Origin of the sequence: Streptomyces sp. CA-250714, assembly GCF_050936705.1 — a bacterium.
In the GTDB taxonomy this organism is placed as follows: domain Bacteria; phylum Actinomycetota; class Actinomycetes; order Streptomycetales; family Streptomycetaceae; genus Streptomyces.
Genome location: NZ_JBNJMI010000001.1, coordinates 122,464 through 142,348, shown reverse-complemented (window position 1 = coordinate 142,348; position 19,885 = coordinate 122,464). Strand labels below are relative to the sequence as shown.

At 69.6% G+C, this 19,885-nt stretch carries 14 protein-coding genes and 6 pseudogenes; 11 read left to right on the top strand and 9 right to left on the bottom strand.

Features of this window, described 5'->3' with window-relative positions:
• Window positions 1–48 precede the first annotated feature (48 nt).
• Window positions 49–3,306, bottom strand: a complete 3,258-nt coding sequence (locus ACQEU8_RS00790) for a BTAD domain-containing putative transcriptional regulator (protein ID WP_433095723.1) — start codon at window positions 3,304–3,306, stop codon at window positions 49–51.
• A gap of 132 nt (window positions 3,307–3,438) precedes the next feature.
• On the opposite strand from ACQEU8_RS00790, the gene ACQEU8_RS00785 reads away from it, so the two are divergent.
• The 6 genes and pseudogenes from ACQEU8_RS00785 to ACQEU8_RS00760 all read left to right on the top strand — a co-directional run.
• A complete protein-coding gene (locus ACQEU8_RS00785; protein WP_433095722.1) occupies window positions 3,439–4,755 on the top strand; it encodes an FAD-binding oxidoreductase in 1,317 nt (438 codons plus the stop codon).
• A 24-nt stretch (window positions 4,756–4,779) separates the two neighbouring features.
• Window positions 4,780–6,216 (top strand): MFS transporter, encoded by a 1,437-nt coding sequence (locus tag ACQEU8_RS00780; RefSeq protein ID WP_433095721.1) that lies wholly within the window; start codon window positions 4,780–4,782, stop codon window positions 6,214–6,216.
• A gap of 72 nt (window positions 6,217–6,288) precedes the next feature.
• Window positions 6,289–6,514: pseudogene (locus ACQEU8_RS00775) on the top strand (potassium-transporting ATPase subunit C).
• A gap of 79 nt (window positions 6,515–6,593) precedes the next feature.
• Window positions 6,594–6,762 (top strand): annotated as a pseudogene (locus ACQEU8_RS00770) (sensor histidine kinase KdpD); the annotation flags it as partial.
• 126 nt (window positions 6,763–6,888) lie between these two features.
• Entirely contained in the window at window positions 6,889–7,152 is a 264-nt protein-coding gene (locus ACQEU8_RS00765) for a transposase (protein ID WP_433095720.1), read from the top strand.
• Window positions 7,149–7,274, top strand: a pseudogene (locus ACQEU8_RS00760) (hypothetical protein); the annotation flags it as partial. The gene ACQEU8_RS00765 and the pseudogene ACQEU8_RS00760, both read left to right, overlap by 4 nt.
• A gap of 90 nt (window positions 7,275–7,364) precedes the next feature.
• Here ACQEU8_RS00760 and ACQEU8_RS00755 read toward each other — a convergent pair.
• Window positions 7,365–7,793, bottom strand: a complete 429-nt coding sequence (locus ACQEU8_RS00755; RefSeq protein ID WP_148588918.1) for a VOC family protein — start codon at window positions 7,791–7,793, stop codon at window positions 7,365–7,367.
• A 512-nt stretch (window positions 7,794–8,305) separates the two neighbouring features.
• On the opposite strand from ACQEU8_RS00755, the gene ACQEU8_RS00750 reads away from it, so the two are divergent.
• Window positions 8,306–8,551 carry a hypothetical protein gene (locus ACQEU8_RS00750; protein ID WP_433095719.1) on the top strand — a complete coding sequence of 82 codons (246 nt, stop codon included), beginning with the start codon at window positions 8,306–8,308 and terminating at the stop codon, window positions 8,549–8,551.
• 400 nt (window positions 8,552–8,951) lie between these two features.
• Here ACQEU8_RS00750 and ACQEU8_RS00745 read toward each other — a convergent pair whose 3' ends face one another.
• Both ACQEU8_RS00745 and ACQEU8_RS00740 read right to left on the bottom strand, forming a co-directional pair.
• A complete protein-coding gene (locus ACQEU8_RS00745; protein WP_433095718.1) occupies window positions 8,952–9,236 on the bottom strand; it encodes a hypothetical protein in 285 nt (94 codons plus the stop codon).
• 442 nt (window positions 9,237–9,678) lie between these two features.
• Window positions 9,679–10,224, bottom strand: coding sequence for a hypothetical protein (locus tag ACQEU8_RS00740; protein WP_433095717.1), 546 nt, complete (start codon window positions 10,222–10,224; stop codon window positions 9,679–9,681).
• A 293-nt stretch (window positions 10,225–10,517) separates the two neighbouring features.
• Here ACQEU8_RS00740 and ACQEU8_RS00735 point away from each other — a divergent pair.
• A pseudogene (locus tag ACQEU8_RS00735) lies at window positions 10,518–10,744 on the top strand (hypothetical protein); the annotation flags it as partial.
• A 720-nt stretch (window positions 10,745–11,464) separates the two neighbouring features.
• Here the strand turns inward: ACQEU8_RS00735 and ACQEU8_RS00730 are convergent.
• Window positions 11,465–11,773 carry a DUF6196 family protein gene (locus tag ACQEU8_RS00730; protein WP_433095716.1) on the bottom strand — a complete coding sequence of 103 codons (309 nt, stop codon included), beginning with the start codon at window positions 11,771–11,773 and terminating at the stop codon, window positions 11,465–11,467.
• 371 nt (window positions 11,774–12,144) lie between these two features.
• Here ACQEU8_RS00730 and ACQEU8_RS00725 point away from each other — a divergent pair, with 371 nt between their 5' ends.
• On the top strand, window positions 12,145–12,789 hold the full coding sequence (locus ACQEU8_RS00725) for a LysE family translocator (RefSeq protein ID WP_433095715.1): 645 nt from the start codon (window positions 12,145–12,147) through the stop codon (window positions 12,787–12,789).
• A gap of 315 nt (window positions 12,790–13,104) precedes the next feature.
• Here ACQEU8_RS00725 and ACQEU8_RS00720 read toward each other — a convergent pair whose 3' ends face one another.
• From ACQEU8_RS00720 to ACQEU8_RS00710, 3 genes and pseudogenes are all read right to left on the bottom strand, one after another.
• A complete protein-coding gene (locus tag ACQEU8_RS00720) occupies window positions 13,105–13,941 on the bottom strand; it encodes an isocitrate lyase/PEP mutase family protein (RefSeq protein WP_433095714.1) in 837 nt (278 codons plus the stop codon).
• A 190-nt stretch (window positions 13,942–14,131) separates the two neighbouring features.
• Window positions 14,132–15,044, bottom strand: a pseudogene (locus ACQEU8_RS00715) (IS5 family transposase).
• Between the two features lie 52 nt (window positions 15,045–15,096).
• Window positions 15,097–15,624 carry a DapH/DapD/GlmU-related protein gene (locus ACQEU8_RS00710; protein WP_433095713.1) on the bottom strand — a complete coding sequence of 176 codons (528 nt, stop codon included), beginning with the start codon at window positions 15,622–15,624 and terminating at the stop codon, window positions 15,097–15,099.
• Between the two features lie 114 nt (window positions 15,625–15,738).
• Between ACQEU8_RS00710 and ACQEU8_RS00705 the strand changes: the two genes are divergently transcribed.
• Both ACQEU8_RS00705 and ACQEU8_RS00700 read left to right on the top strand, forming a co-directional pair.
• On the top strand, window positions 15,739–16,668 hold the full coding sequence (locus tag ACQEU8_RS00705) for a LysR family transcriptional regulator (protein ID WP_433095712.1): 930 nt from the start codon (window positions 15,739–15,741) through the stop codon (window positions 16,666–16,668).
• A gap of 262 nt (window positions 16,669–16,930) precedes the next feature.
• Window positions 16,931–17,761 (top strand): annotated as a pseudogene (locus ACQEU8_RS00700) (IS5 family transposase); the annotation flags it as partial.
• A gap of 222 nt (window positions 17,762–17,983) precedes the next feature.
• On the opposite strand, the gene ACQEU8_RS00695 reads toward ACQEU8_RS00700, so the two are convergent.
• The gene (locus ACQEU8_RS00695) at window positions 17,984–19,030 is read right to left on the bottom strand and encodes an esterase-like activity of phytase family protein (protein WP_433095711.1); all 1,047 of its coding nucleotides are present in this window, start codon (window positions 19,028–19,030) and stop codon (window positions 17,984–17,986) included.
• Window positions 19,031–19,885 lie beyond the last annotated feature (855 nt).

The following is a 19,885-nucleotide window of genomic DNA, read 5'->3' as shown; positions in this document are numbered from 1 at the left end:
CGGCGGGCGCTTCCTGGCTGGTCCGGAAGGGAGTCTCGCTGCAGGTGGTCAGGAGCGCCCGCCCGCGCCGGTGGGTGCGCTGCCGAGGGAGCGGTGAGCCTCGGCCGCCGCTCGGGTGTGGCGGTGGGCCAGGTCGTCGCGGCCGAGGCGGGTGGCCAGTTCCGCGAGGACGGCGTGGGTGGAGCCCCAGGCTGCGGTGCCCATGCCGGCGACGATGATTTGGTCAGCGTACGGGGCCAGCAGGTCGTACATGCGCTGAGGCTCGGGGGAGCCGAGGCGGGCGGCGACGAGGCCCCAGACGGGCAGCAGGAAATCGGCGGTCCAGTCGTCCGCGAGGTCCGTGCCCCAGCGGGCGAGTAGCTCACATGCCTGGTCGGTGCGTTCGGCCTCGGTGGCGGCCAGGATCGCGACGGGGCGTAGCGGCGCCATGTCCGGCTCCTCGGCGGCGGTTACGAGGTCGTCGATGATCTCCGCGACCCGGCCTTGTCCGCGCCGACAGGTGTATGTGGTGACCAGGGTCCGCCATCGCGCGCCCCAGGGTGTGGCGGCGAAGCGCATTGCGGCGTACGTATCGACCAGTTCCTCCGCCTGCGCCCAGCGGCCGTCCAAGGTGGCGCGGGCGGTCTGCGCGACCCGCACGATCGACTCCAGCTCGCGGTGGGGCGCCTCCTTCAGCAGCCGTCGGCAGCGGTCCAGCTGCCGTTCCCAGGCGGGCACGTCGCCGAGGCGGAGCAGGCAGGCCATCAGGAAGGCGCGCGCGATCAGCTCGGTGGAGCGGGACAGACCGGGCAGCGCCGCCATCTCCCGGGCGGCGCACAGGCGTTCGGCGTTGCGGCCGGGGGCGAAGCTCGCGAGCAGGTAGTTGCCCAGGGTTCGGGCGAGCAGTGCGGGGTCGTCGAGTTTGCGTGCCAGCTCCACCGCCTCGGCGGCGGCTCGCTCGCCGTCGGCGCGGCGCGGGCTGTAGTGCAGCTCGACGCCGAGGGCTCCGAGCAGGCCGGCGCGGTCCCGGTCGTCGAGCGGACCGGCCAGCTGCTCCTCGATCGCGTCGATGACCGGCTGCTTCACCGTGCCGTACGGGCGCCAGTTCCACAGCGTGGGGGCAGCGAAGGTGGTGAGGATTCCGGTGACGGCCTGTCGGTCGCCGGACTCGCGGGCCAGGTCGAAGGCGGCGTCCAGGTCCCGTCCGGCGCCGGCGGCGTCGCCCACGGCGCGGCGTGCCTGGCCGAGGTTGGTGAGCAGCCGGGCGCGCTGCGCCATTCCCTCGCCCGCTGGCAGGGCGGACACCGCCATTTCCCAGAACTCGACGGCCTCGGCGTATGCCTGCTGACCGGTGGCGTGCCGGGCCGCGGCGGATGCGTGCTCCACCGCCTTGTGTGCGCCGCCGACCCGGGCGGCCGCGGCGAAGTGCTGGGCCAGGGTGGCGGATTCGGCCGCGGGCAGCATCGGCTCGAGCACCTGCCCGATGTGCAGGTGCAGGCGTGCGCGGTCCCGGCGGCTCAGCCCGGTGTAGAGGGCTTCGCGCACCAGTGCGTGCCCGAAGCGGTAGTCGGGCCCGTCCGGCGGCTCGGTGAGCAGGCCGGTGGCGACGGCCGGTTCGAGCGCGTCCAGCACGTCCTCGACGGGGAGGTCGGTGACGGCGGAGAGCAGGTCGGCGTCCGCCTCGGCACCGGCCACCGCGGCGGCGCGCAGCAGCCGCGCGGTCTCCTCGGGGAGGCGGGCAACACGGCGCTCGATGACGTCCCGCACGCTTGCGGGCAGCGCGTTTTCGACGTCGCCCTCACTCTCCCGCAGCCGCAGCACCTCGCCCAGGTAGAAGGGGTTGCCGCCGGTGCGGCGCAGCAGCGCCTGCGACACGTTCTCTCCGACCCCGCGGGCACGCAGATACGCCGCCACGTCGGTGGCGGTGAACGGTTTCAGCTCCACCCGCGACGCTCCTTCGAGGCGGGCCAGCGCGCCGAGGGTGTCGCGCAGCGGGCCGGGGTGGTCGCCGGGCTCGGGGCGGAGGGTGGCCAGGACGAGTACGGGCTGACGGGCGACCGCCTCGGCCACGTGCGACAGCAGCTGCAGCGAGGAGACGTCCGCCCACTGCAGGTCGTCGAGGGTGATCAGCAACGGCCCCTCGCGTGCGGTCAGCGCCGATACGACGCGCTCGTACCGCTCATACAGAGCCGCGTCCGGGTCCGTTGCGGACTCCCCGTCCGTCAACAGGCCCCCAGCGGCTTCGTCGACCGCCGACCGCAGCACCTGGACCCACGGCCAGAAGGCAGGCGCGGTGCCGTCGACGCAGCCGCCCCGGGCCACAGCGAAGCCGCGTGCCGCGGCCCGCTCGGCCACCTCGCCGGCGTATCGGGTCTTGCCGATACCCGCCTCGCCCGTCACCAGCAGGGCTCCGCCGCTGCCGCTCCGCGCTGCGGCCAGCCGTTCTTCGGCCAGTGCCAGCTCGGCGTCCCGGGCGATGAGCCCGTCGGCCTGCGCGGCCGGCCGGGTCGGCGGAGCGGGGGTGGCGGCGGGCTGTTGCGGAGTCGGGAGCCGCAGTTCGGGGGCCTGTTCAAACACGGCCTGCTCCAGTTGGCGCAGCTCCGGCCCCGGCTGCAGCCCCAAGTCGTCGTCGAGCCTGCAGCGCACCCGGCGCAGCGCGGCGAGCGCGTCTGCCTGGCGGCCGGTGCGGTACAGCGCGAGCACGAGTAGCGCCCAGCCGCGCTCACGGTATGGCTGCTCTGCGGTCTGCGCCTCCAGGCCAGGCACGCACGCCGCCGCCTCGCCCAGCGCCAGCCTGGCCTCGTACCTGTCCTCGAGCGCCGCCGCCCGCACCTCGACCAGCCGCGCGGCCACCGGCCGGGCGAAGCGCTCGTCGGCGAACTCGCCCAGCGGCTGACCGCGCCACAGCTCCAGCGCCCGGCTCAGTACCCGGACCGCCTCGGCGTGGTCGCGCCGCGCCAGCGCCGCGCGCCCCTCATCGGCCCAGGACGTGAAGAGCTCCAGGTCGACCTGACCGGGTGCAACGTCGAGCAGGTAGCCGGGTTCGCGGGTGAGCAGCAGCCGCGGCGGGGTGCGCGGCGGGCGGCCCGGCTCGAGCACTTTGCGCAGGTGGGCGACGTACGCCTGCAGGGTGCGGGTGGCCTGCGCGGGCGGCTCGCCGGACCACAGCTCCTCGATCAGCCGGTCCAGGGACACCACGCGGCCGGGCTCCAGGGCCAGCATCGCGAGCAGGGCCCGCTGCTTGCGGGTGCCCAGGTCCCGTAGCCGCCCGGCCTCGTCGGCGACCTCCACGGTCCCGAAGAGCCGCAACTCCAGGTCTCCCGGCACGGCTTGCCCCCTCTCCTCGCGGCTCTCGTACGACCGCGACTTGCGGCGACCTCAACTCGATCCCAGCTCGACCCCAGACGTGCGGGCCGAAGGTTGCGGCATCGGACAGCGACGGACGAGAGGAAAACAGCAATGACTATCGGAAACGATCTGCGCTCCGCGGTCAAGGGCCGGATTCTCACCCCCGGCGACGAGGGCTTCGACGCCGCCCGCCGCCCCTGGAACCTCGCGGTCGACCAGCGAGTGGCGGCCGTGGTGGACGCGGCGGACGCCGACGATGTCGCGGCCGTGGTCCGCCAGGCGCACCTGGCGGGTATGGCGGTCCTGGCCCAGCCCAGCGGGCACGGCGCCGCCGGGGACGTGGACGGCGCGATCCTGCTGCGCACAGGCGGCCTCGGCGGTATCGAGATCCGCCCCCAGCAGCGGCTGGCCCGGGTGGGTGCGGGCGTGAAGTGGGGCGAGGTCCTCCAGGCGGCGGGCCCGCACGGGCTGACCGGACTTGCGGGCAGTTCCCCCGCGGTCAGCGTCACCGGGTACACCCTGGGCGGCGGGCTGAGCTGGTTCAGCCGCGCGCACGGCTTTGCGGCAGACAGCGTCCGCGCGTTCGACGTCGTGGACGCGGACGGCACGCGGCGGCGGGTGACCGCGGAATCGGACCCGGAGCTTTTCTGGGCTCTGCGCGGCGGCAGCGGCGAGTTCGCCGCCGTCACCGCCATGGAGTTCGCCCTGCACCCGGCGCCCGATCTGTACGGCGGGCGGATGCTGTGGCCGGCGGCCGCCGCGCCCGCGGTGCTCGAGACGTATCGCGAGGTGACCGCCGGGGCGCCGGACGAGCTGTCGGTCTGGTACGACCTGCTGCAGTTCCCCGGCGCCCCGGCGATGGTCGCCGTGGACGCCACCTATCTGGGCCCGGCCTGGGAGGGTGCGGATCTGCTGCGGGCGTTCGAGAAGATCGACAGCCGGATCAGCGACTCCCGCAGCACGCTCCCGGTCGCCGACCTGGGAACCATCACCGCCGAGCCCACCGATCCGGGCCCCGGCATGTCCCGCGCCGAGCTGCTGACGGAACTGACGGCCGATGTGGCGCAGGCCCCGCTGGCCGAGCCGATCGATCCGCTGCTGAGCGTGCAGCTGCGCCACCTCGGCGGAGCGCTGGCCCGCCCCTCTGCCGACGTCGGGGCCTGCGGGGCGCTCTCCGAGCCGTACCTGCTGTACATGTTCGGCATCCCGACCACGCCCGAGAAGGCAGCGGCCGTCCGTGAGCGGCAGCGCCAGCTGGCCACCGCTCTCACCCCGTACACAAGCGGCCGAAAGCCCTACACGTTCCTCGCCCCCGGTGAGCGGGCCGCGAGCGCCTTCGCCCCGGACGCGCTGGGCCGACTGCGCGCGCTGAAGCATGAGCGTGACCCCCGCGGCGTGTTCCGTACCAACTTCCCCGTCCTCGGCTGACCACTGGAAAGGCACGTACGCAACATGACCACCAATCGGCACCACCCGGGCTGGACGCTGGCCCTGCTGGCCTTCGCCCAACTGATCATCTCCATCGACTACAACATCGTGTACGTCGCGCTCCCCGAGATCGGTGCCGCACTCGGCTTCTCCATCGGGAGTCTGCAGTGGGTGGTCAGCGGCTACGCTGTCACCTTCGGCGGCTTCCTGCTTCTCGGGGGGCGGGCGAGCGATCTCTTCGGCCCGCGCCGGGTGTTCATCCTCGGCCTGTCCCTGTACGCCGTCTCCTCCCTGGTCGGCGGCCTCGCCGAGAACCCTTGGGTGCTGATCGCCGCTCGCGCGGCGCAGGGCATCGGCGGCGCGTTCCTCTTCCCCGCCACGCTGACGCTGGTCGGCACGAGCTTCGCCGAAGGGCGGGAGCGCAACCGGGCGTTCGCCGTCTGGGGCACCGCCGGCGGCAGCGGCATGATCCTCGGCTCGCTGCTCGGCGGGGTGCTCACGGACGCGTTCGGCTGGGCCGCCGTCTTCTACGTCAACGTGCCGCTGGCCGCCCTCGCGGCCCTGCTCGCCTTCCCGCTGCTCGCCCGTGACACGGTGCGCCACGATGCGGGGCGCCGGTTCGACGCGGCGGGCGCGTTGACCGCGACCGCCGGGACGACTCTGGTGGTCTTCGCCCTGGTCCAGGGGCCCGAGTCCGGCTGGACCGCAACACCCGTCGCGCCGGCCGCCGCTGCCGGGATCGCGCTCCTCACGGCGTTCGCCGTCATCGAAAAGCGCGGTGCCGACCCGCTGACGCCGCCGCGGCTGCTGCGCCGCCGCGACTTGAGCACCGCAATGGCTGTCACCTTCCTGTTCATGGCCACCCTCGGCAACTTGCTGTACTTCCTCACCGTCTACTTCCAGACCGTCCATGGCTACAACGCCCTGCGCACCGGCCTCGCCTTCCTCGTCCCGATGCTGGCGATCGCGGCCGGCTCACAGGCCGCGGGCCGGCTCGCCACCCGGTACGGGCTGCGTGCGACCATTACCGCCGCGCTGGCCGTGGCCGCCGCCGGCACGGCGCTGACCGCGATGCCGATGGCGGCGGACGCCTCGTACGCCGCCCTGGTCCCCGGCCTCGTCGTGCTCGGCCTCGGCCAAGGCGCCGGATACAGCCTGGTGTTCGGCGCCGCGGGCACCGGCGTAGCGGAGCATGAGCAGGGCATCGCCGCAGGGCTGGCCTCCACCACTCAGCAGATCGGCGGCGCCGTCGGCCTGGCTGTGCTGGTCGCGGTCGCGGGCCCGACGGGCTCGGTGACCGGCCTGCGAGCCGCGATGTTCGCCGCGGCGGCCGGTGCAGCGGCGATGGCCCTGGTCGCGCTGCGCTTCACCGGCCCACAGGGCATCGGATCGCGGGCGCCACCGAGGGGGCGGCCGCCAACGCGGTCGGCGCGGGCCGCTGATCTGGTAGGGGGCCTGTGACAAGAGGCCGGAGAAGGCCGGGCGGAAGGCGAAGAAGCAGGTGGCGGAATTCAACGGGAGTCCGCTTCCAAGGTGCCGGCAGACGCCGTCACCGGCTCCGCCATCGCCCCGGACATCTCGCCCGCCTACGCCAAGATTCAGACGGCGCGTGTCGCACGAGAGAAACCATCTGTCCCGGGCCCAGGTGAGGAAGCTGGTGGACCAGCACGCCGACGGCAGTGATCTCGGCTTCCTCGGCGAGTTCCACGTCAAAGTGCTGGAACTCGATCTCGCCCTGCGCGAACTCGTCACACACTGAGACCCGCTGCCCGGCCCGGACGCTTTGCTCCACCAGCCGGGCCGGGCCGTAGGGTGGCAGGTGAAGAGGACGGACGACCATGGCACGCGGCAAGCCCCGTATCCATCTCGGCTCGGCACCTGGCGTCGACAAGACCTACGACATGCTCCCCCGAAGCCCACCGGCGGCTGAAGAGCGGCACCGATGTCGTTGTGGGCTTCGTCCAGCACCACAACCGGCCGTGCACCGAAGTGCTGCTCAGCGGGCTCGGACACACTTGAGGCTGCGGCAGCTCGCCCCGCTCTTCGGGGTGTCGAAGTCGGCCGCTAACCGCATCAGCCACTTCTGACCGTCGCTCGCGCTTCAGCCCTCGTCAGCGGTTCCACAAGGGCGCCGTGCTCATCGTCGATGGCACTTTGGTCCCCACGCGGGATCATCCGATTGCCGGGCAGTCGAAGAGCTACCGGTACTCGACCAACCACCAGGTCGTCATCGACGCGGACACCCGACTTGTCGTCGACGTCGGCCGACCGGTCACAGGCAACCGCCATGATTGCAAGGCTTGGGACTTTCCGGTGCGGAGGCCGCCGTCAGTCGGGCCACGGTCATTGCGGACGGCGGCTACCGGGTACCGGCCTGCTCATCCCGCACCGCCGTGAACACGGCCAGACCCAACTGCCGGTTTGGAAGGACGAGACACAACACCTCCCACCGCAAGGTCCGGGCCCGCGTCGAGCACATCTTCGCGCGGATGAAGTCCTGGAAGACCCTTCGCGACCACCGCCTGAAAGGCGACGGCGTTCACACCGCCATGCTCGGCATCGCCCGGCTGCACAACCTCGCCCTCACGGGACGACTCCGCCCCATACGCTCAGTCGATGCAGAACTCGTTGCCCTCGATGTCCAACATCGGGATGCACGAATCATTGCCGTCATACAGCGTTCGCACGTGTACTGCGCCGAGCGGGACCAGTCGTGCGCATTCGGCCTCAAGTACGGCGAGGCGTTCTTTACCCACGAGTCCGGTGCCGACCCGCACATCAAGATGCACCCGGTTCTTGACGGCCTTCCCTTCGGGGACGCGCTGGAAGTACAGCCGCGGGCCCACACCTGAGGGATCTATGCAGGCGAACCATGAATCCCGCTGCTCAGGTGGCTGCGAACGCTTGAAATCATCCCAAGTCGCAAACCCCTCTGGTGGCGGCGGTACGACATACCCCAACACCTCGCACCAGAAACGAGCGAGACGCTCAGGTTCTGCACAGTCAAAGGTGACTTGGAACTTCTTGATCGCTGACATCGGTGCACCGTAACAAGGGAACTTGGGACTCTGCCGCTCACTTCTCCAGAGGAGTCCGCCCGCGCAACCCATCAGGCCCCTGGGCCATCTTGGACATCAAGTGATCAAACCGGACAGCCCACGAGGACGACGCAACGCTGGGTAGGCGTAACCCACCGGTGGCCCGGGATTAACCCCTGCCCAACTGCCCGCATGCCAAGATCAGTCACGAGACAGCCCTTGGGAACGAAACCTTGCATGAAAGCGCCTGCGCCCCGGCAGGCGCCCCCGCTGCCCCCTGGTTCCGCGTGCGGTGCGCCTGAGCCGGTCGCCGGTGCTCGCATCGGTCGGGCGCGAAGAGCTCGCCGCAGAGGCCGCAGCCGACGCCGAGCGGGAGACCGTCGCAGGGGAGGCTGCGCGGGGAACTGCCCGCGCCGACGAACTCCGCACGCTGGCCCAGCGCCACCTGTTGAGCGAGACCGACCCCAGAGAAGGCGACGAGACGGCACGGCACCAGTTGGTACGCCGCGCCAGTGGAGTCCAGGTCCAGGACGTCGACACCTGGCTCGCACACAGCCTGGCCGCCCACCGCGGCCACTACAGCCACCAAGGCGCCGCCCGAGCGCGCACAGCGGTTGCTGCCGACGCACATCCTCGCCCATGCCACGCTGCCGTCCATCCTCGCCGACCTGGCTCCGCACGCCAGCACCAGCCAACTCGGGTCTGTCGCCCGGCTGGCCACCGCAGACCCCGGGGCAGCCGCCGACTTGGCACCTTGAACCACCGTGCGGCCAATGCCCGCCCGAGTGCCGACAGGAGCCCCGCAGCGAGCAGCAGCCAGGAGAACCGAATCACTGGCCGCGTCTTTGAGGAACTCACCACCGGCACCCTCTACAGCTGGCCCGAACCCCGCTTCGGGGACCGGTGCTACAGGGGACGACGATCCCGACTATGACCCTGCGACTGCCCCTGCACACCCGCACTTCTGTCTCTGTTGCGCCGGATGCGCCGCCTGCCAGCAGTGCACCTGCCCCGCCCCAGCCACCCCAGCCGACAGACGAGGTGTTCTTCAACCCGACGCCACAGGCCGGCGCGGCTGCGCTACCCGTCGGGCGGGAGTTGCCGTCTCGGGACCGCATTTTGGCAACGGCGGTTCCGCACAGGGCGCGTCCACTGGCGTCACGGCCTGCACGCGTTCTGGAAGGCCGTGTAGTCGATGCAGGGCACCCGTGCGGCCAGCAGCTGCCCGTCCCGGGCTGCGGCGTCCAGGAGCCGGTGCTGCCGGGGGAAGTCCCGGGAGGCGGGATCGAGACCGCGGCGTTGGAGGTAGGGGGCGAGGACGTCGGTGAGCTCGGTCCGGGGCGTCTCGGCGAAGAACTGCGAGCTGACGAGCTCAACGGCCGGCATCGCCAGCCCATGCCCCGACGAGGAAGGAAGCAGCGTGCTGACCCGCGTGTCATCCATGGGATTGTTCGGGGTTGGGTTGCGGTCTGAAGCTGCGTCACCGTCGAGCGCATCCAGTCCGGGTGCGTGAACCGCACCTGAACCTGCGGGCCCTCGACGCCCGTCACCACCACGTTCACCGTGCCCGTGATCCGCTCCGTACAGGCTGCTACGGTCCGCACCCTTGCACCGCTTCCTTACACGCCTGCGCCATCCCGGACGCAGCCAACACCTCCTGCACTTCAGAGCTCATACGCACAGTGCCCACGGCTGCTCCGTCCCTCGGGGGCCGATGCAGGCAGCCTTCCGCATCCGTGTCCCGAGGGTGCCACCCACATGAGGGAGCCCCGGGATGCGACCAGCCGGGCGATGGGGAAACAAAGCACTCACTGAGGTCTTCTCAACGGTTGTCATTTTCAGGTTGCGTTGGGGAAGCCTCGCTGAGTGACTTACTGATGCGCGGTTACGCCGTCGTGCGAGAGTTCACCACGTCCGGGTAGATCGGGCCGATCCATTCGGCGAAAGAGTCCCACAGTTGGGTCTCGGTCGCCTCGACGATGTCATTGGGGTCCTCGACAGCCTCAAGACGGAAGTGGCGGCGCAGCCACTCGCGGAACTTCGCGTTGTCAGGGCAGGGGTCGTAGTCCTCCGCCTCTTCCTCCTCACGGTCGTTGAAGTACTCGACACCCTCCCAGTCGCCGCAGGGGGTCCAGCCGGAGGCCAGGATACGGAAGAACTCGCGCATGTTGCAGGCCACGAGATTGATGCCGCCCTCGTCACCGAGGAACACGAGGGGCAGTGCGGCGAGATCAGTGCGGCCGTCGAGCAGCCAGATCGCGTAGGTCGAGCCGGAGCGGGTGGCGCGCGCGAAGTCGCGGAGGCGGTCAGCTGCTTTCGGGTAGCCGGAGTCCTTGCCGAAGTCGTGCAGTTCGAAGCCGGGGGCGTACCAGTCCTCGACGCTGTCGTCGAACTCCTTGAGAAGGTTCAACTCGGGTATCGGTGAGTACATGGCCGCGAATACTATCGGCGGGGATGAGAATCGCAGGCGGTGCCTGCCTGGCGGGGCGGGGCGATCACGGGCAGGCGTGAATCCACTGGTAGGACGGTCCTCTCTCACAATCGTCCGCCGCGGCACCAGAGGCCTGACGTTGGTCACCGATGCTGCCACGCTCAACCTTCCGCGCCATGTGGGGGAGTACCTCGCCATCCAGAGGTGAGCAGCGTGTCGACAGTGCACAGCGATCCGCGGGCCGGGACGGGAGGAATGCTCCGAACGGGCTCATGTGATCAGGGAGTCGGGTCACGCTCGCCTGGCAGAACGCCTTCTACCGACTCGCCCGCTGCTACGAACGCTGCGCCACCGTGATCGACGCTTTTTTCGACCTCGCCGACACGATCATCACCGGCGCAGTCTCATCCGACGGGCATGGACAACCCACCGTTGGGACGAACGCCCGACCGCCGGCCATGCCCCCACGCCCTTCTCCGGCTTTCAAGCTGAGGCGCGGGTTCACGACGGCCGCAAATGAATTCGCGCGAAGTCACGAAGAAATCGGCAGGCAGCCGCTCCTGTGTCCAAGGGCCTGATTCCCGGTCAGCTGGAACCAATGCGCCTGAAGACGTCAAAAGTCAGAGGTGAACAGGGGAGGGTTGTCGGACAGAGCGACGCCGAACGGATAGCCCTCGGTGAGGAAGTCGTACAGGAACTCCGAGAGGGTCGTGCCGTGGTCGGAGAATTCGTAGTCCCGGCCCAGGCGTGGACCGGCGCCCGGCCTGTCGGGGAAATCGCCAAGTCAAAAGTCCTACTGAAAGGTAGGTCATTTAGTGGCCGCGGTTCGGCCCACCACGGTCACCAGCGGAGGAACCGGCCGAACCCTGCCAGCGGCCCGGCGACGTCAGGTGCTGCAGCGAGTCGTCGTCATGCACGGCGACGCTTGGGCCTCGGGGGCGGCCCATAGGCCAACACGAGAGCATTGCGTACTGCAACTCGTCCGGCCGCTTGGAAGGGTGGATGGGGTAGGGAGGGAACGTTCTGGCCTCGGAGGCCATGCGACCACGGTAATCCGACAAGTGACAGATGCGGCCCTCGCCCTGCCTCTTGCATGTGGTGGCGACATGACGGCCTCTGGAGCACCATCGCTCTACGGCTCAGCATGCACAAAGCGTGATCGACCGCAGAAAGTGATCCAGAACCCCTACTCAACGATGTCCGGACTTCGTCATGGGTCCCGGGGCGTACAGAATGGGCTTTACGAAGACCTGCGATCCTGTCTACTGGCCGTCCTCTGCCGACAGATCCCGCACGTGTGCCGCGGCCTCTCCCAGAAGTCGTGCGGGGACCAGTAGTCGTAAATACCGCCCTGCGCGGAGTTGTAGCCGCAGAGCACGGCCACGCCCGTGCCGAGTTGGTCCTTGAGCTCGCTGGCGAGCCAGCCTACGAAGCCGCTGTTGTCGGCTGCTGCCGGGAAGTGGAAGGCGCGCCGGGGCCCTTGGCAGGTCCCCGCGGCGGCATGCGTCCGGTCGAGGGTGTCACCGGCCGGTCGCAAGCTCGCTGGCATGGCCTCGGTGATCGACCCTGAAAGACATGCTGACCTCATCAAGCTCCAGCAGCGCGTCCACGAGCTGTTCGATGAGCTGGAGGCCTACACCGGCCTCGACGCTGAGGGGAATGAGGGAGCGGGTGCGGCGGGCCGTCACCGAGAAGGAGACCGGGAGCTCTACGCCTCCGGCCTGGTCGAGGAGTACGGCTACGTCCTCGCCAGCCTTCTCCGCACCAGGCCGTGTTCAGGAGCGTCGTCAACAGGGTCGCGTGCAGGTCCCGAGCGGCCAGGGCGTAGTCTGCATCAGGCGAGTCGGATACTGCTGATGGGCCGTAGCCGTCCGTCGACAGCCCCGGGCGGCTCCCGAACTGTGACCAGGAGGTTGACCGTTGATCACTCTGACCGCGGTGGGAGGGGTGGCCCTGGTCGAATTGGGCATGGTCCTGATTCCGGGACCGAACATGGTCCACCTCGTCTCCCGCGCGATCACCCAGGGCCGCAGGGCGGGCCTGGTCAGCCTCAGCGGGACCGCTGTCGGGTTCCTGTGCTACCTGCTGGCTGCGGCTGCCGGCCTGTCCGCGTTGTTCGCCGCCGTACCGGTGGCGTTCACGGTGGTCAAGCTCGCCGGGGCCGCCTACCTGGCCTACCTCGCCTGGGGCATGCTCAAGCCCGGCGGTCGCTCTCCTTTCGCCCCGAACCAGGACCTGCCCCCGGTCTCCGACGCCCGCCTGTTCTCGATGGGGCTGCTGACCAACCTGCTCAACCCCAAGATCGCTCTGATGTACGCCGCACTGCTGCCCCAGTTCCTGGACCCTCAGGCAGGCCCGGCCTGGGCGCAGCTGCTCCAGCTCGGTGGTGTGCAGATCGTCGTAGCGGTCACCGTGAACGCCCTGATCATGCTGGGCGCAGCGCGGGTCTCGGGGTTCCTGGCCGCCCGGCCCCGCCTCATGGCCGCCCAGCGGTTCACGGCAGGCGGCCTGCTCGGCGCCTTCGCGCTGCGCACAGCCCTGTCCCGTACCCCCTCCTCCGCCTGACCCTGACTCACGTTTCCGACAAGTCGAGCTGCCTTCACATGGTGCAGTCGACTGGGCAGGACCTGAAGAAGATCGCACGTGCGGCAGCTGCACCGGACACTTCCGGCGCTGCAAGGCTGATCGGCCTGGCCCTCGCTGTTCCCGGCCACCGCACCCAGCGTGGGTGCGGTGGTACTCGCCTGTCCGTGGGAGTCGGGGCCGACGGCACTCACTCCCGTCCCGGGCCGCGACCAGAGTCGCGTTCGCCAACCGCTGCACCAGCAACACAAACCCGGTGATCATGCGGTGGCCGTACCCGTCCCCAGCCGGGCCCGACTAACGCCCGCTTCCCAGCAACGTGTTGAGCTCGCCGTAGTCGAGCCCTCCGGCCAGCGTCTCGTAGGTCCCCGCGCCCAGCAGCTCCCGCGCGGCGTGGCGGACCACGGCATGCGCGGCCTGGGCAATGCCCGACCCGACGCTTACGCGCGCGACGCCGAGCGCGGCCAGCTCGGCGACGGGCGGTGCCCCGGGGCCCGCCAGCACGTTGAGCGGAGCGTCGATGCCCTCGGCGAGCGCCTTCACGGTCACCGGGTCGACAACCCCGGGGACGAAGATCCCGTCGGCGCCCGCGGCGAGGAAGGCGGCTGCCCGCTCCAGGGTGAAGTCCACGTCCCCGGCGCCGCTGAGGAAGGTGTCGATCCGGGCGTTCACGAACAGCGACACCCCCGCCGCGTCGGCGGCCTGGCGGGCGGCGGCGAGGCGCTCGGCCTGTTCGGCGACCGGCCGCAGCGGGCCCTCGCCACTCCCGTACAGCGCGTCCTCGATGTTCACGCCGACCGCGCCCGCCGCGATCACCGCGCGGATCGTATCGCCGACGCCGGCCGAATCCCGCGCGTAGCCGCTCTCGATGTCGGCGGTCACCGGCACCCGGACCGCCTCGGCGAGACGTGCAACGGCGCCAAGGGCCCGGTCGCGGTCCAGCCGGTCGCCGTCCGCTGCTCCCAGGGCCCAGGCCAGCCCCGCGCTCGTGGTCGCCACCGCGGCAGCGCCGGCATCTTCGACGATGCGGGCACTGGTGGCGTCCCAGGCGTTCGGCAGGACGAGCGGACGCCCGGGGACGTGGCGGGAACGGAAGGCGAGGGCCGGGTCACGGAGGATGTGGTTCGGTGTCATGCGGATCACTCAACCAGCCGGCCCGGGCGACGGCTGGCGGGAATCCGACGGGAACGTGCGGCTCGGCCGCCCGTTGGTTCCGACCACAACTCGACCTGCTCAAATGTCGCCCTTTCGGCACGCAGTCACGTCAACGACAGCCGCACCCAAGCGTCCCCCCCAATGCGGTCGCAGTACTAAGGCGTGTCCGTTAAATGCGAGCCCAGATCAGCACTGTGGCGAGGACCGCGGCCGAGCGGTAGACGATCGCGAGCTTGTCGAACCTCAGGGCCAGGCCCCACCACTGCTTGAGCTAGGCGAAGGACCGCTCGACCACGTTGCGGTTCTTGTAGGCCACCGGATCGAACTTTGACGGACGCCCGCCGACTGAACACGGCGGCGACGGTGCTCCTGCTGGTCACGCCGTTCAGGGATGACCGCAGTGATCCCGCGGGCCTTGAGCGCCGCTCGGATCGCGTGGGAGGAGTAGGCATTGTCCCCGAGCAGCATGGTCGGGGTCGTGCGCGGGCGGCCTGCTCCGGTCCTGGGGGCTCGCAGGTCGCCCAGCAGCAACGGCAAGGGCTGGCCGTCGTGCGCCTGCCCGGGCGTCACAACGACGGCCAGCGGTCGGCCCTGACCGTCCACGGCGTGGTGGATCTTCGTGGTCAGCCCGCCGCGGGAACGGCCGATCGCGTGCCCGGCGGGCTCTCGGTGGGCGTCGAGGCCCTGCCCTCGGGCTGCGGCCCGGCACTTCTCGGAGCGGCGGGTGTTGGTGGCGTGCTGGTGGGCCCGGGTGATGGTGGAGTCCACCGCCACCCGCCACCCGCCACCCGCCACCCGCCAGTCGATCAGCCCATCGTCGTCCGCGCGGGCGAGCAGGACGCCGAGCACGCGGTCCCAGGTCCCGTCGGCGGCCCAGCGGCGGTGGCGGGACCCCACGGTCTTCCAGGATCCGAACCTAGCTGGAGGTCTCGCCAAGGAATACCGCTCTGGTACCGGTAGACGATCGCCTCCACCATGCGGCGGTGATCGGCCCACGGCCTGCCACGACGACCGGTACCGGAGAGCAGCAGAGGTCGGATGCGGTCCCACTGCCGGTCGGTCAGCCGGGCATGACGAGGCATCAGGATCAGACCGTAAAGGTACTGTGCACCCGGCCCTGCAGCGCGGCCGGGCTCAGTCGATTTTCTTGATCACCCGGGCGGGCACTCCCGCGACCACGGTGCCGGCAGGGACATCACGAGTGACCACCGCGCCTGCAGCGACCACCGCACCGGCACCGATGGTCACCCCTTGCGTGATCACGGCAGCCGTCCCGATCCAGACGTCGTCTTCGATGGTGATCGGGGCGAAGGAGAGGTACTCGCGGCGCTCGGCCAGGGGCAGTGGATGGCCTCCGGTGATGAGGCTGACCTTCGGAGCGATCATGACGCCGTTGCCGATACGGATGCCTCCCTTGTCCATGAAGGTGCATCCCTGGTTGACGAAGACGTTCTCCCCGAACGTCGTGTCCAGCCCATACTCGGTAAAGAACGGCGGGTAGATCATCACCGACTCCGGCAGCGGGCCACCGAACACAACAGAAAGTAGTTTCGCACGGCCTTCGCTGTCGCTGAACGGAAGCACGTTCAGTCGAGACGTCGCATCGGTCACCTCCACGATCCGCTCCGCATGATGCGCGAACTCAGGCGTCTGGACATACATGACCTGCTCTGTGCGGGTAGACATGCGCTGATCCCACCACCGCGCAGAACACTCGATCAAACAACCCTGCACCACACCAGACACAACCAATGGTTGTGGAAGTAGGGTGAAAGCGTGGATGCTGAAGCGCTGCGGACGTTCCTGGCCGTCGCCGAGACCGGCCAGTTCCAGGCTGCGGCCGACGAGCTGGGGATCAGCCAGCAGGCGGTCTCCAAGCGGATCGCGGCCCTGGAGAGGCACATCGAGGTCACGCTCCTGGTGCGGACCTCCCGAGGCTCCCGGCTGAGCATGGACGGGCAGGTCCTCGTGCCGCACGCCAAGAAGGTCCTGGCGGCCATCGAGCAGGCCGAGCAGGCTGTGCGCCCCGGCAGCCGGCCCATGCGCGTCGACGTCCTCAATCGGCGCATCGCTCCTGCCCAGGCCGTCTACCGGTTCTACCGCTCCCACCCCGAGACGGACCTGGACGTGGTCACGCTGAGCACGGAGAACGCCGCCCAGGCCGCCCAAGCGGTGCTCGAAGGGACCGTCGACGCGTCCTTCCGCGCCCTGCCGGCAGACCAGGTCCCGGCCGGGATCAGCACCGAACGACTCCTGGACGCGCCCCTGGAGCTCCTGGTCGGGCCCGGCCATCCGCTGGCCGGCACGCCCTGGGTCAGTCCTGCGGACCTGGCCGGCCACCGCGTCTGGATCCCCGGGATCAGGCCGGGCACGGAATGGGCGGCGTTCTACCAGGCGCTGTCCGAGGCGTTCGGCTTGAGCATCGACGCGCTCGGCCCCAACTTCGGTGACGAGGCCCTGATGGACGCGCTGGCCGACTCGGCCTCGCTGGCCACCCTCGTCGGCAGCGGAGACCGGTACCTGTGGCCCCAGACCCACGACCTACGGCGCATCCCGTTGCAAGACCCGACCCCGGTCTACCCGCACGTGCTGCTCTTCCGCAGCGGAGACCAGCACCCCGTGCTGACCGCGCTACGCGACCATCTGCGCACCGCAGGCCCGCGAACCCCGCACGACGTGTGGGCGCCGGACTGGGTAGTCTGCTGACCGGACGACCGAATTAAACAGACACGTCCTTAGAGGTCGTCTTCTTCTGTAGTGCGGTGCTTTTCATTGGTATCTGCAGTGGGATGGTGTGGTTCTGGCGGGGTTGTCGGTGGCGGTGGTCCCCGATGGGCGGGCGGGGTGGCGACTGGGGCTGGAAGTGGCTTGCGCCTGTCTCATCCCGGGACGCCGGTCTCCGTTCCGTGCTTCCGCGAGGGAAGACGCGCGCCTGGGCGCACTCTGCTGTCGGCAGTTCGTCCAGGTCATGGAGGTACGTCGTGCGTATCCGAGTGATCTGTCCGATGCCCGCTGGGAGTTGATCGAGCCAGTCTGACGGCCTGGCGGGCCGAGCGGCGCCAACATGCCCTGGACATCGGGCGTCCGCCCGGGCATGAACTGCGCGAGATCACGAACGCGATCCTGTATGTGGACCGCACGGGGGTGCAGTGGCGCAACCTGCCGCACGACTTCCCGCCCCGGTAAACCGTCTACGGCTACTTCGCCGAGTGGCAGAAGAACGGTGTTTTCGGCCAGCTCAACGGCCTGCTCAGGGAGTTGGTGCGACAGAGGGACGGCCGGGACGCGAGCCCGTCCGCCTGCGTGGTCGACGCGCAGAGCGTGAAGACCTCCGCCGGCGTCCCCGCGGCGAGTCAGGGCACGGACGCGGCCAAGAAGATTGTGGGGGAGGAAGCGCAGCATCGTCACTGACACGCTCAATCTGCTCCTGGCCGTGCTGGTCACCGCGGCCAGTGTCCAGGACTCCGTGGCCGGCACCCACCTGCTCGGCCAGGTCGCCGCCGACCACCCCGGCATTCGCAAGGTCTGGGTCGACGGCGGCTACCGCCAGCACTTCGTCGAACACGCCGCCACCCTCGGCATCGACCTGGAAATCGCCCAACGCACCCCCGGCACCAGGGACTTCACCCCGATCCCGAAACGCTGGACGGTCGAGCGGACCTACGGCTGGCTCATGCTCCACCGCCATCTGGCCCGCGACTACGAATCCCTCCCCGCCCGCTCCGAAGCCATGATCCACCTGGCCATGACCGGCCTCATGGCCCGCCGCATCACCGGAGAGAACACCATCTCCTGGCGCAACCCCGCAAAGCCTCACCAACCACGGAATCTGGGTAAAACACCGAGAGAAGACGACCTCTTAGGTACCAACCAGCTCACTTACCGGCCGCATCGCAGCGGGGGCGGTCCCTTCAGCAGCGCGCGCCGCGCGATCGAAAGCGTCAACGCCCGCATCCGCCCGGCGGGGCGTGTGCCCGCGGACACGCCCCGACCCCGCCATCCGTTGCGGAATGTTCCGTTGTCAGGCCGGGACACGTACAGCGCACTCGTACAGGCGCGTGACCTGCTTAGAGCTCTCGTTGTCATCGCTGACCAATAGCAGTCGCAGTCGTCGGTCCGGTGTTCGGCCGATGACCGTCATACCTTCGATATTGTCGAGCAGCGGGTGGCTCGAGGGCTGCGGCAGCTGCGCGCCCAGGGAAGGACAGTTGCCGAGGTCGGCGAGGAGCTTCTTGTTCATGGGCGCGGCTGCGTCGGCTTTACGGGGATCGGCCAGGTAGAGGCGGATCGTGTTACCGATGCCCGGTTCGAAACCCCTCTCCAGGACAAGGAACCGCCCGTCCCTGAGCGCACGGACCTCGGAGACGAGGAGGTCTTTGTCGAGGGGGTAGCGGTGTTGCCGTCCCAGTTCGAACTTGTCGCCGTGGCGTTGCCAGGTCTGGAACCGGACAACCTGCCTTCCTCGGCTGTCTTCGGGCTCCTCAACGAGCGGGCCCTCCATGGATGCGGTGAGCGTGCGGCCGTCAGGGGACAGGGTCAGCCCTTCGAAGGTCTGGTTCTTCTGTCCGCGGCCGGCCGGAGCCACCCGCAGCTCGTCCGGCACAGGCAGTCGGTCCAGCAGCCGGCCGTCGTGGTCGTAGTGGCGTACGGACGGCTCGATTTCCGATGTGACGAAGTAACTGCCGTCGTGGTCGACGACCAGGCCCTCGGAGTCGGTCTCTGTGCCCTCCTCGTCGGTGAGCGGAATGACCCGCTGCGGGCGATGAGTCCTGGCGTCGAGACTGAACAGCTTGGACCGGTCGGACAGCGCGGCGATCCGGCCATCCCCCTGGGGCGCGAGGGCGGAGAGGTTGCCGACGTACGAGCCCTGGAATGTGGTTTTGTCCAGGGCATCTGAGTAGCGGTCAATTGAGACATACGGCGAGCACCTATGCCCACCCCCATGGTGAACTCCACCGTGGGCCTGGGCCTGGGCCTGGGCCTGGGCCGGTGCCAGGTTCAGGGTGGTGGCGGCGAGCAGCCCGGTAAGGGTCGCGGCAGCCGCACTAACTGCTCTGCCCGTACGCATCAGTTGACCTCCCAAGTGTCCATTCCTCGCATGCGGATGTTATGCGCCGCGACATGCGGCCGGACTCCTGGGGGGCCCGTTCAGCGTCCAACGCCCCCCCATTCGGCACAAGAACACGGCAGGATTCCAGAACCGCCCACCCGGTGCGCCTCGGCCTGCAGTGTGTTTCCAAGGCACTGGCGTGGGCGGGTGGTCGATCCGACCTTGGCGTAGGGCGCAGGTCCGGTGATCTGGAGGACGTAGATGTGCCAAGTCCCTGCGGCCGGCGAGGGGAGGGGCGGTCTTGCGTTGGTAGCGCGCCAGCCAGCGGTGCGGGTCGCTGTGCACCAGGTGTGGCATCTCGTCTCTTCGAAGCGGGCGGTGAGCGGGAGGCAGGACCGCTCTTTGCACACCCCAACGGCACCACCTCAAGTAGCTGTTTGTGATCCCCGGTTCTGAGTAGCCTTGGGTCCTAATCCGGTGTTAGCGGCAGTGCCTTGAAGGCGAGCCGTTCGAGCGCCAGGGGCTGTGACACCTACTTGGGTGCGGGCAAGCAATGTCTCAGCGTAGATCGGTGGGCAACCCCTGCCGCATGTCTCCGGATGCACGCCTACTTATCACCCGGTTTGATGCCTTGGCCGAGAGCGGCGGCGTCCGGAGCTTCCCGCGTCAACACCCAACCCTTGATCACTCGTTGGTGTTCGTGGTGCGAGCCCGCCCCACGGTGACCTCCTGATGTACCCGGGCCTTCTGAGCCCCGCATAGACCGAGGCCCGTGGGGTGAGCTGGTGCCGCGAACGGCTTCTGAGGTGGCGGACCGACCTCGCGTCGAGTCCTGGAATTGGGTCGCGCGTGGCCCGCACGAGCTCGTGACCA

Bases quoted from the DNA above. Each gene is read 5' to 3' on its own strand.
- ACQEU8_RS00755 (WP_148588918.1), bottom strand. From the start codon at position 7,793: ATGTCAGCGATCAAGAAGTTCCAAGTCACCTTTGACTGTGCAGAACCT.
- ACQEU8_RS00710 (WP_433095713.1), bottom strand. From the start codon at position 15,624: ATGTATGTCCAGACGCCTGAGTTCGCGCATCATGCGGAGCGGATCGTG.
- ACQEU8_RS00695 (WP_433095711.1), bottom strand. From the start codon at position 19,030: ATGCGTACGGGCAGAGCAGTTAGTGCGGCTGCCGCGACCCTTACCGGG.
- ACQEU8_RS00720 (WP_433095714.1), bottom strand. From the start codon at position 13,941: ATGACACCGAACCACATCCTCCGTGACCCGGCCCTCGCCTTCCGTTCC.
- ACQEU8_RS00780 (WP_433095721.1), top strand. From the start codon at position 4,780: ATGACCACCAATCGGCACCACCCGGGCTGGACGCTGGCCCTGCTGGCC.
- ACQEU8_RS00740 (WP_433095717.1), bottom strand. From the start codon at position 10,224: ATGTACTCACCGATACCCGAGTTGAACCTTCTCAAGGAGTTCGACGAC.
- ACQEU8_RS00730 (WP_433095716.1), bottom strand. From the start codon at position 11,773: ATGCCAGCGAGCTTGCGACCGGCCGGTGACACCCTCGACCGGACGCAT.
- ACQEU8_RS00745 (WP_433095718.1), bottom strand. From the start codon at position 9,236: ATGGATGACACGCGGGTCAGCACGCTGCTTCCTTCCTCGTCGGGGCAT.
- ACQEU8_RS00785 (WP_433095722.1), top strand. From the start codon at position 3,439: ATGACTATCGGAAACGATCTGCGCTCCGCGGTCAAGGGCCGGATTCTC.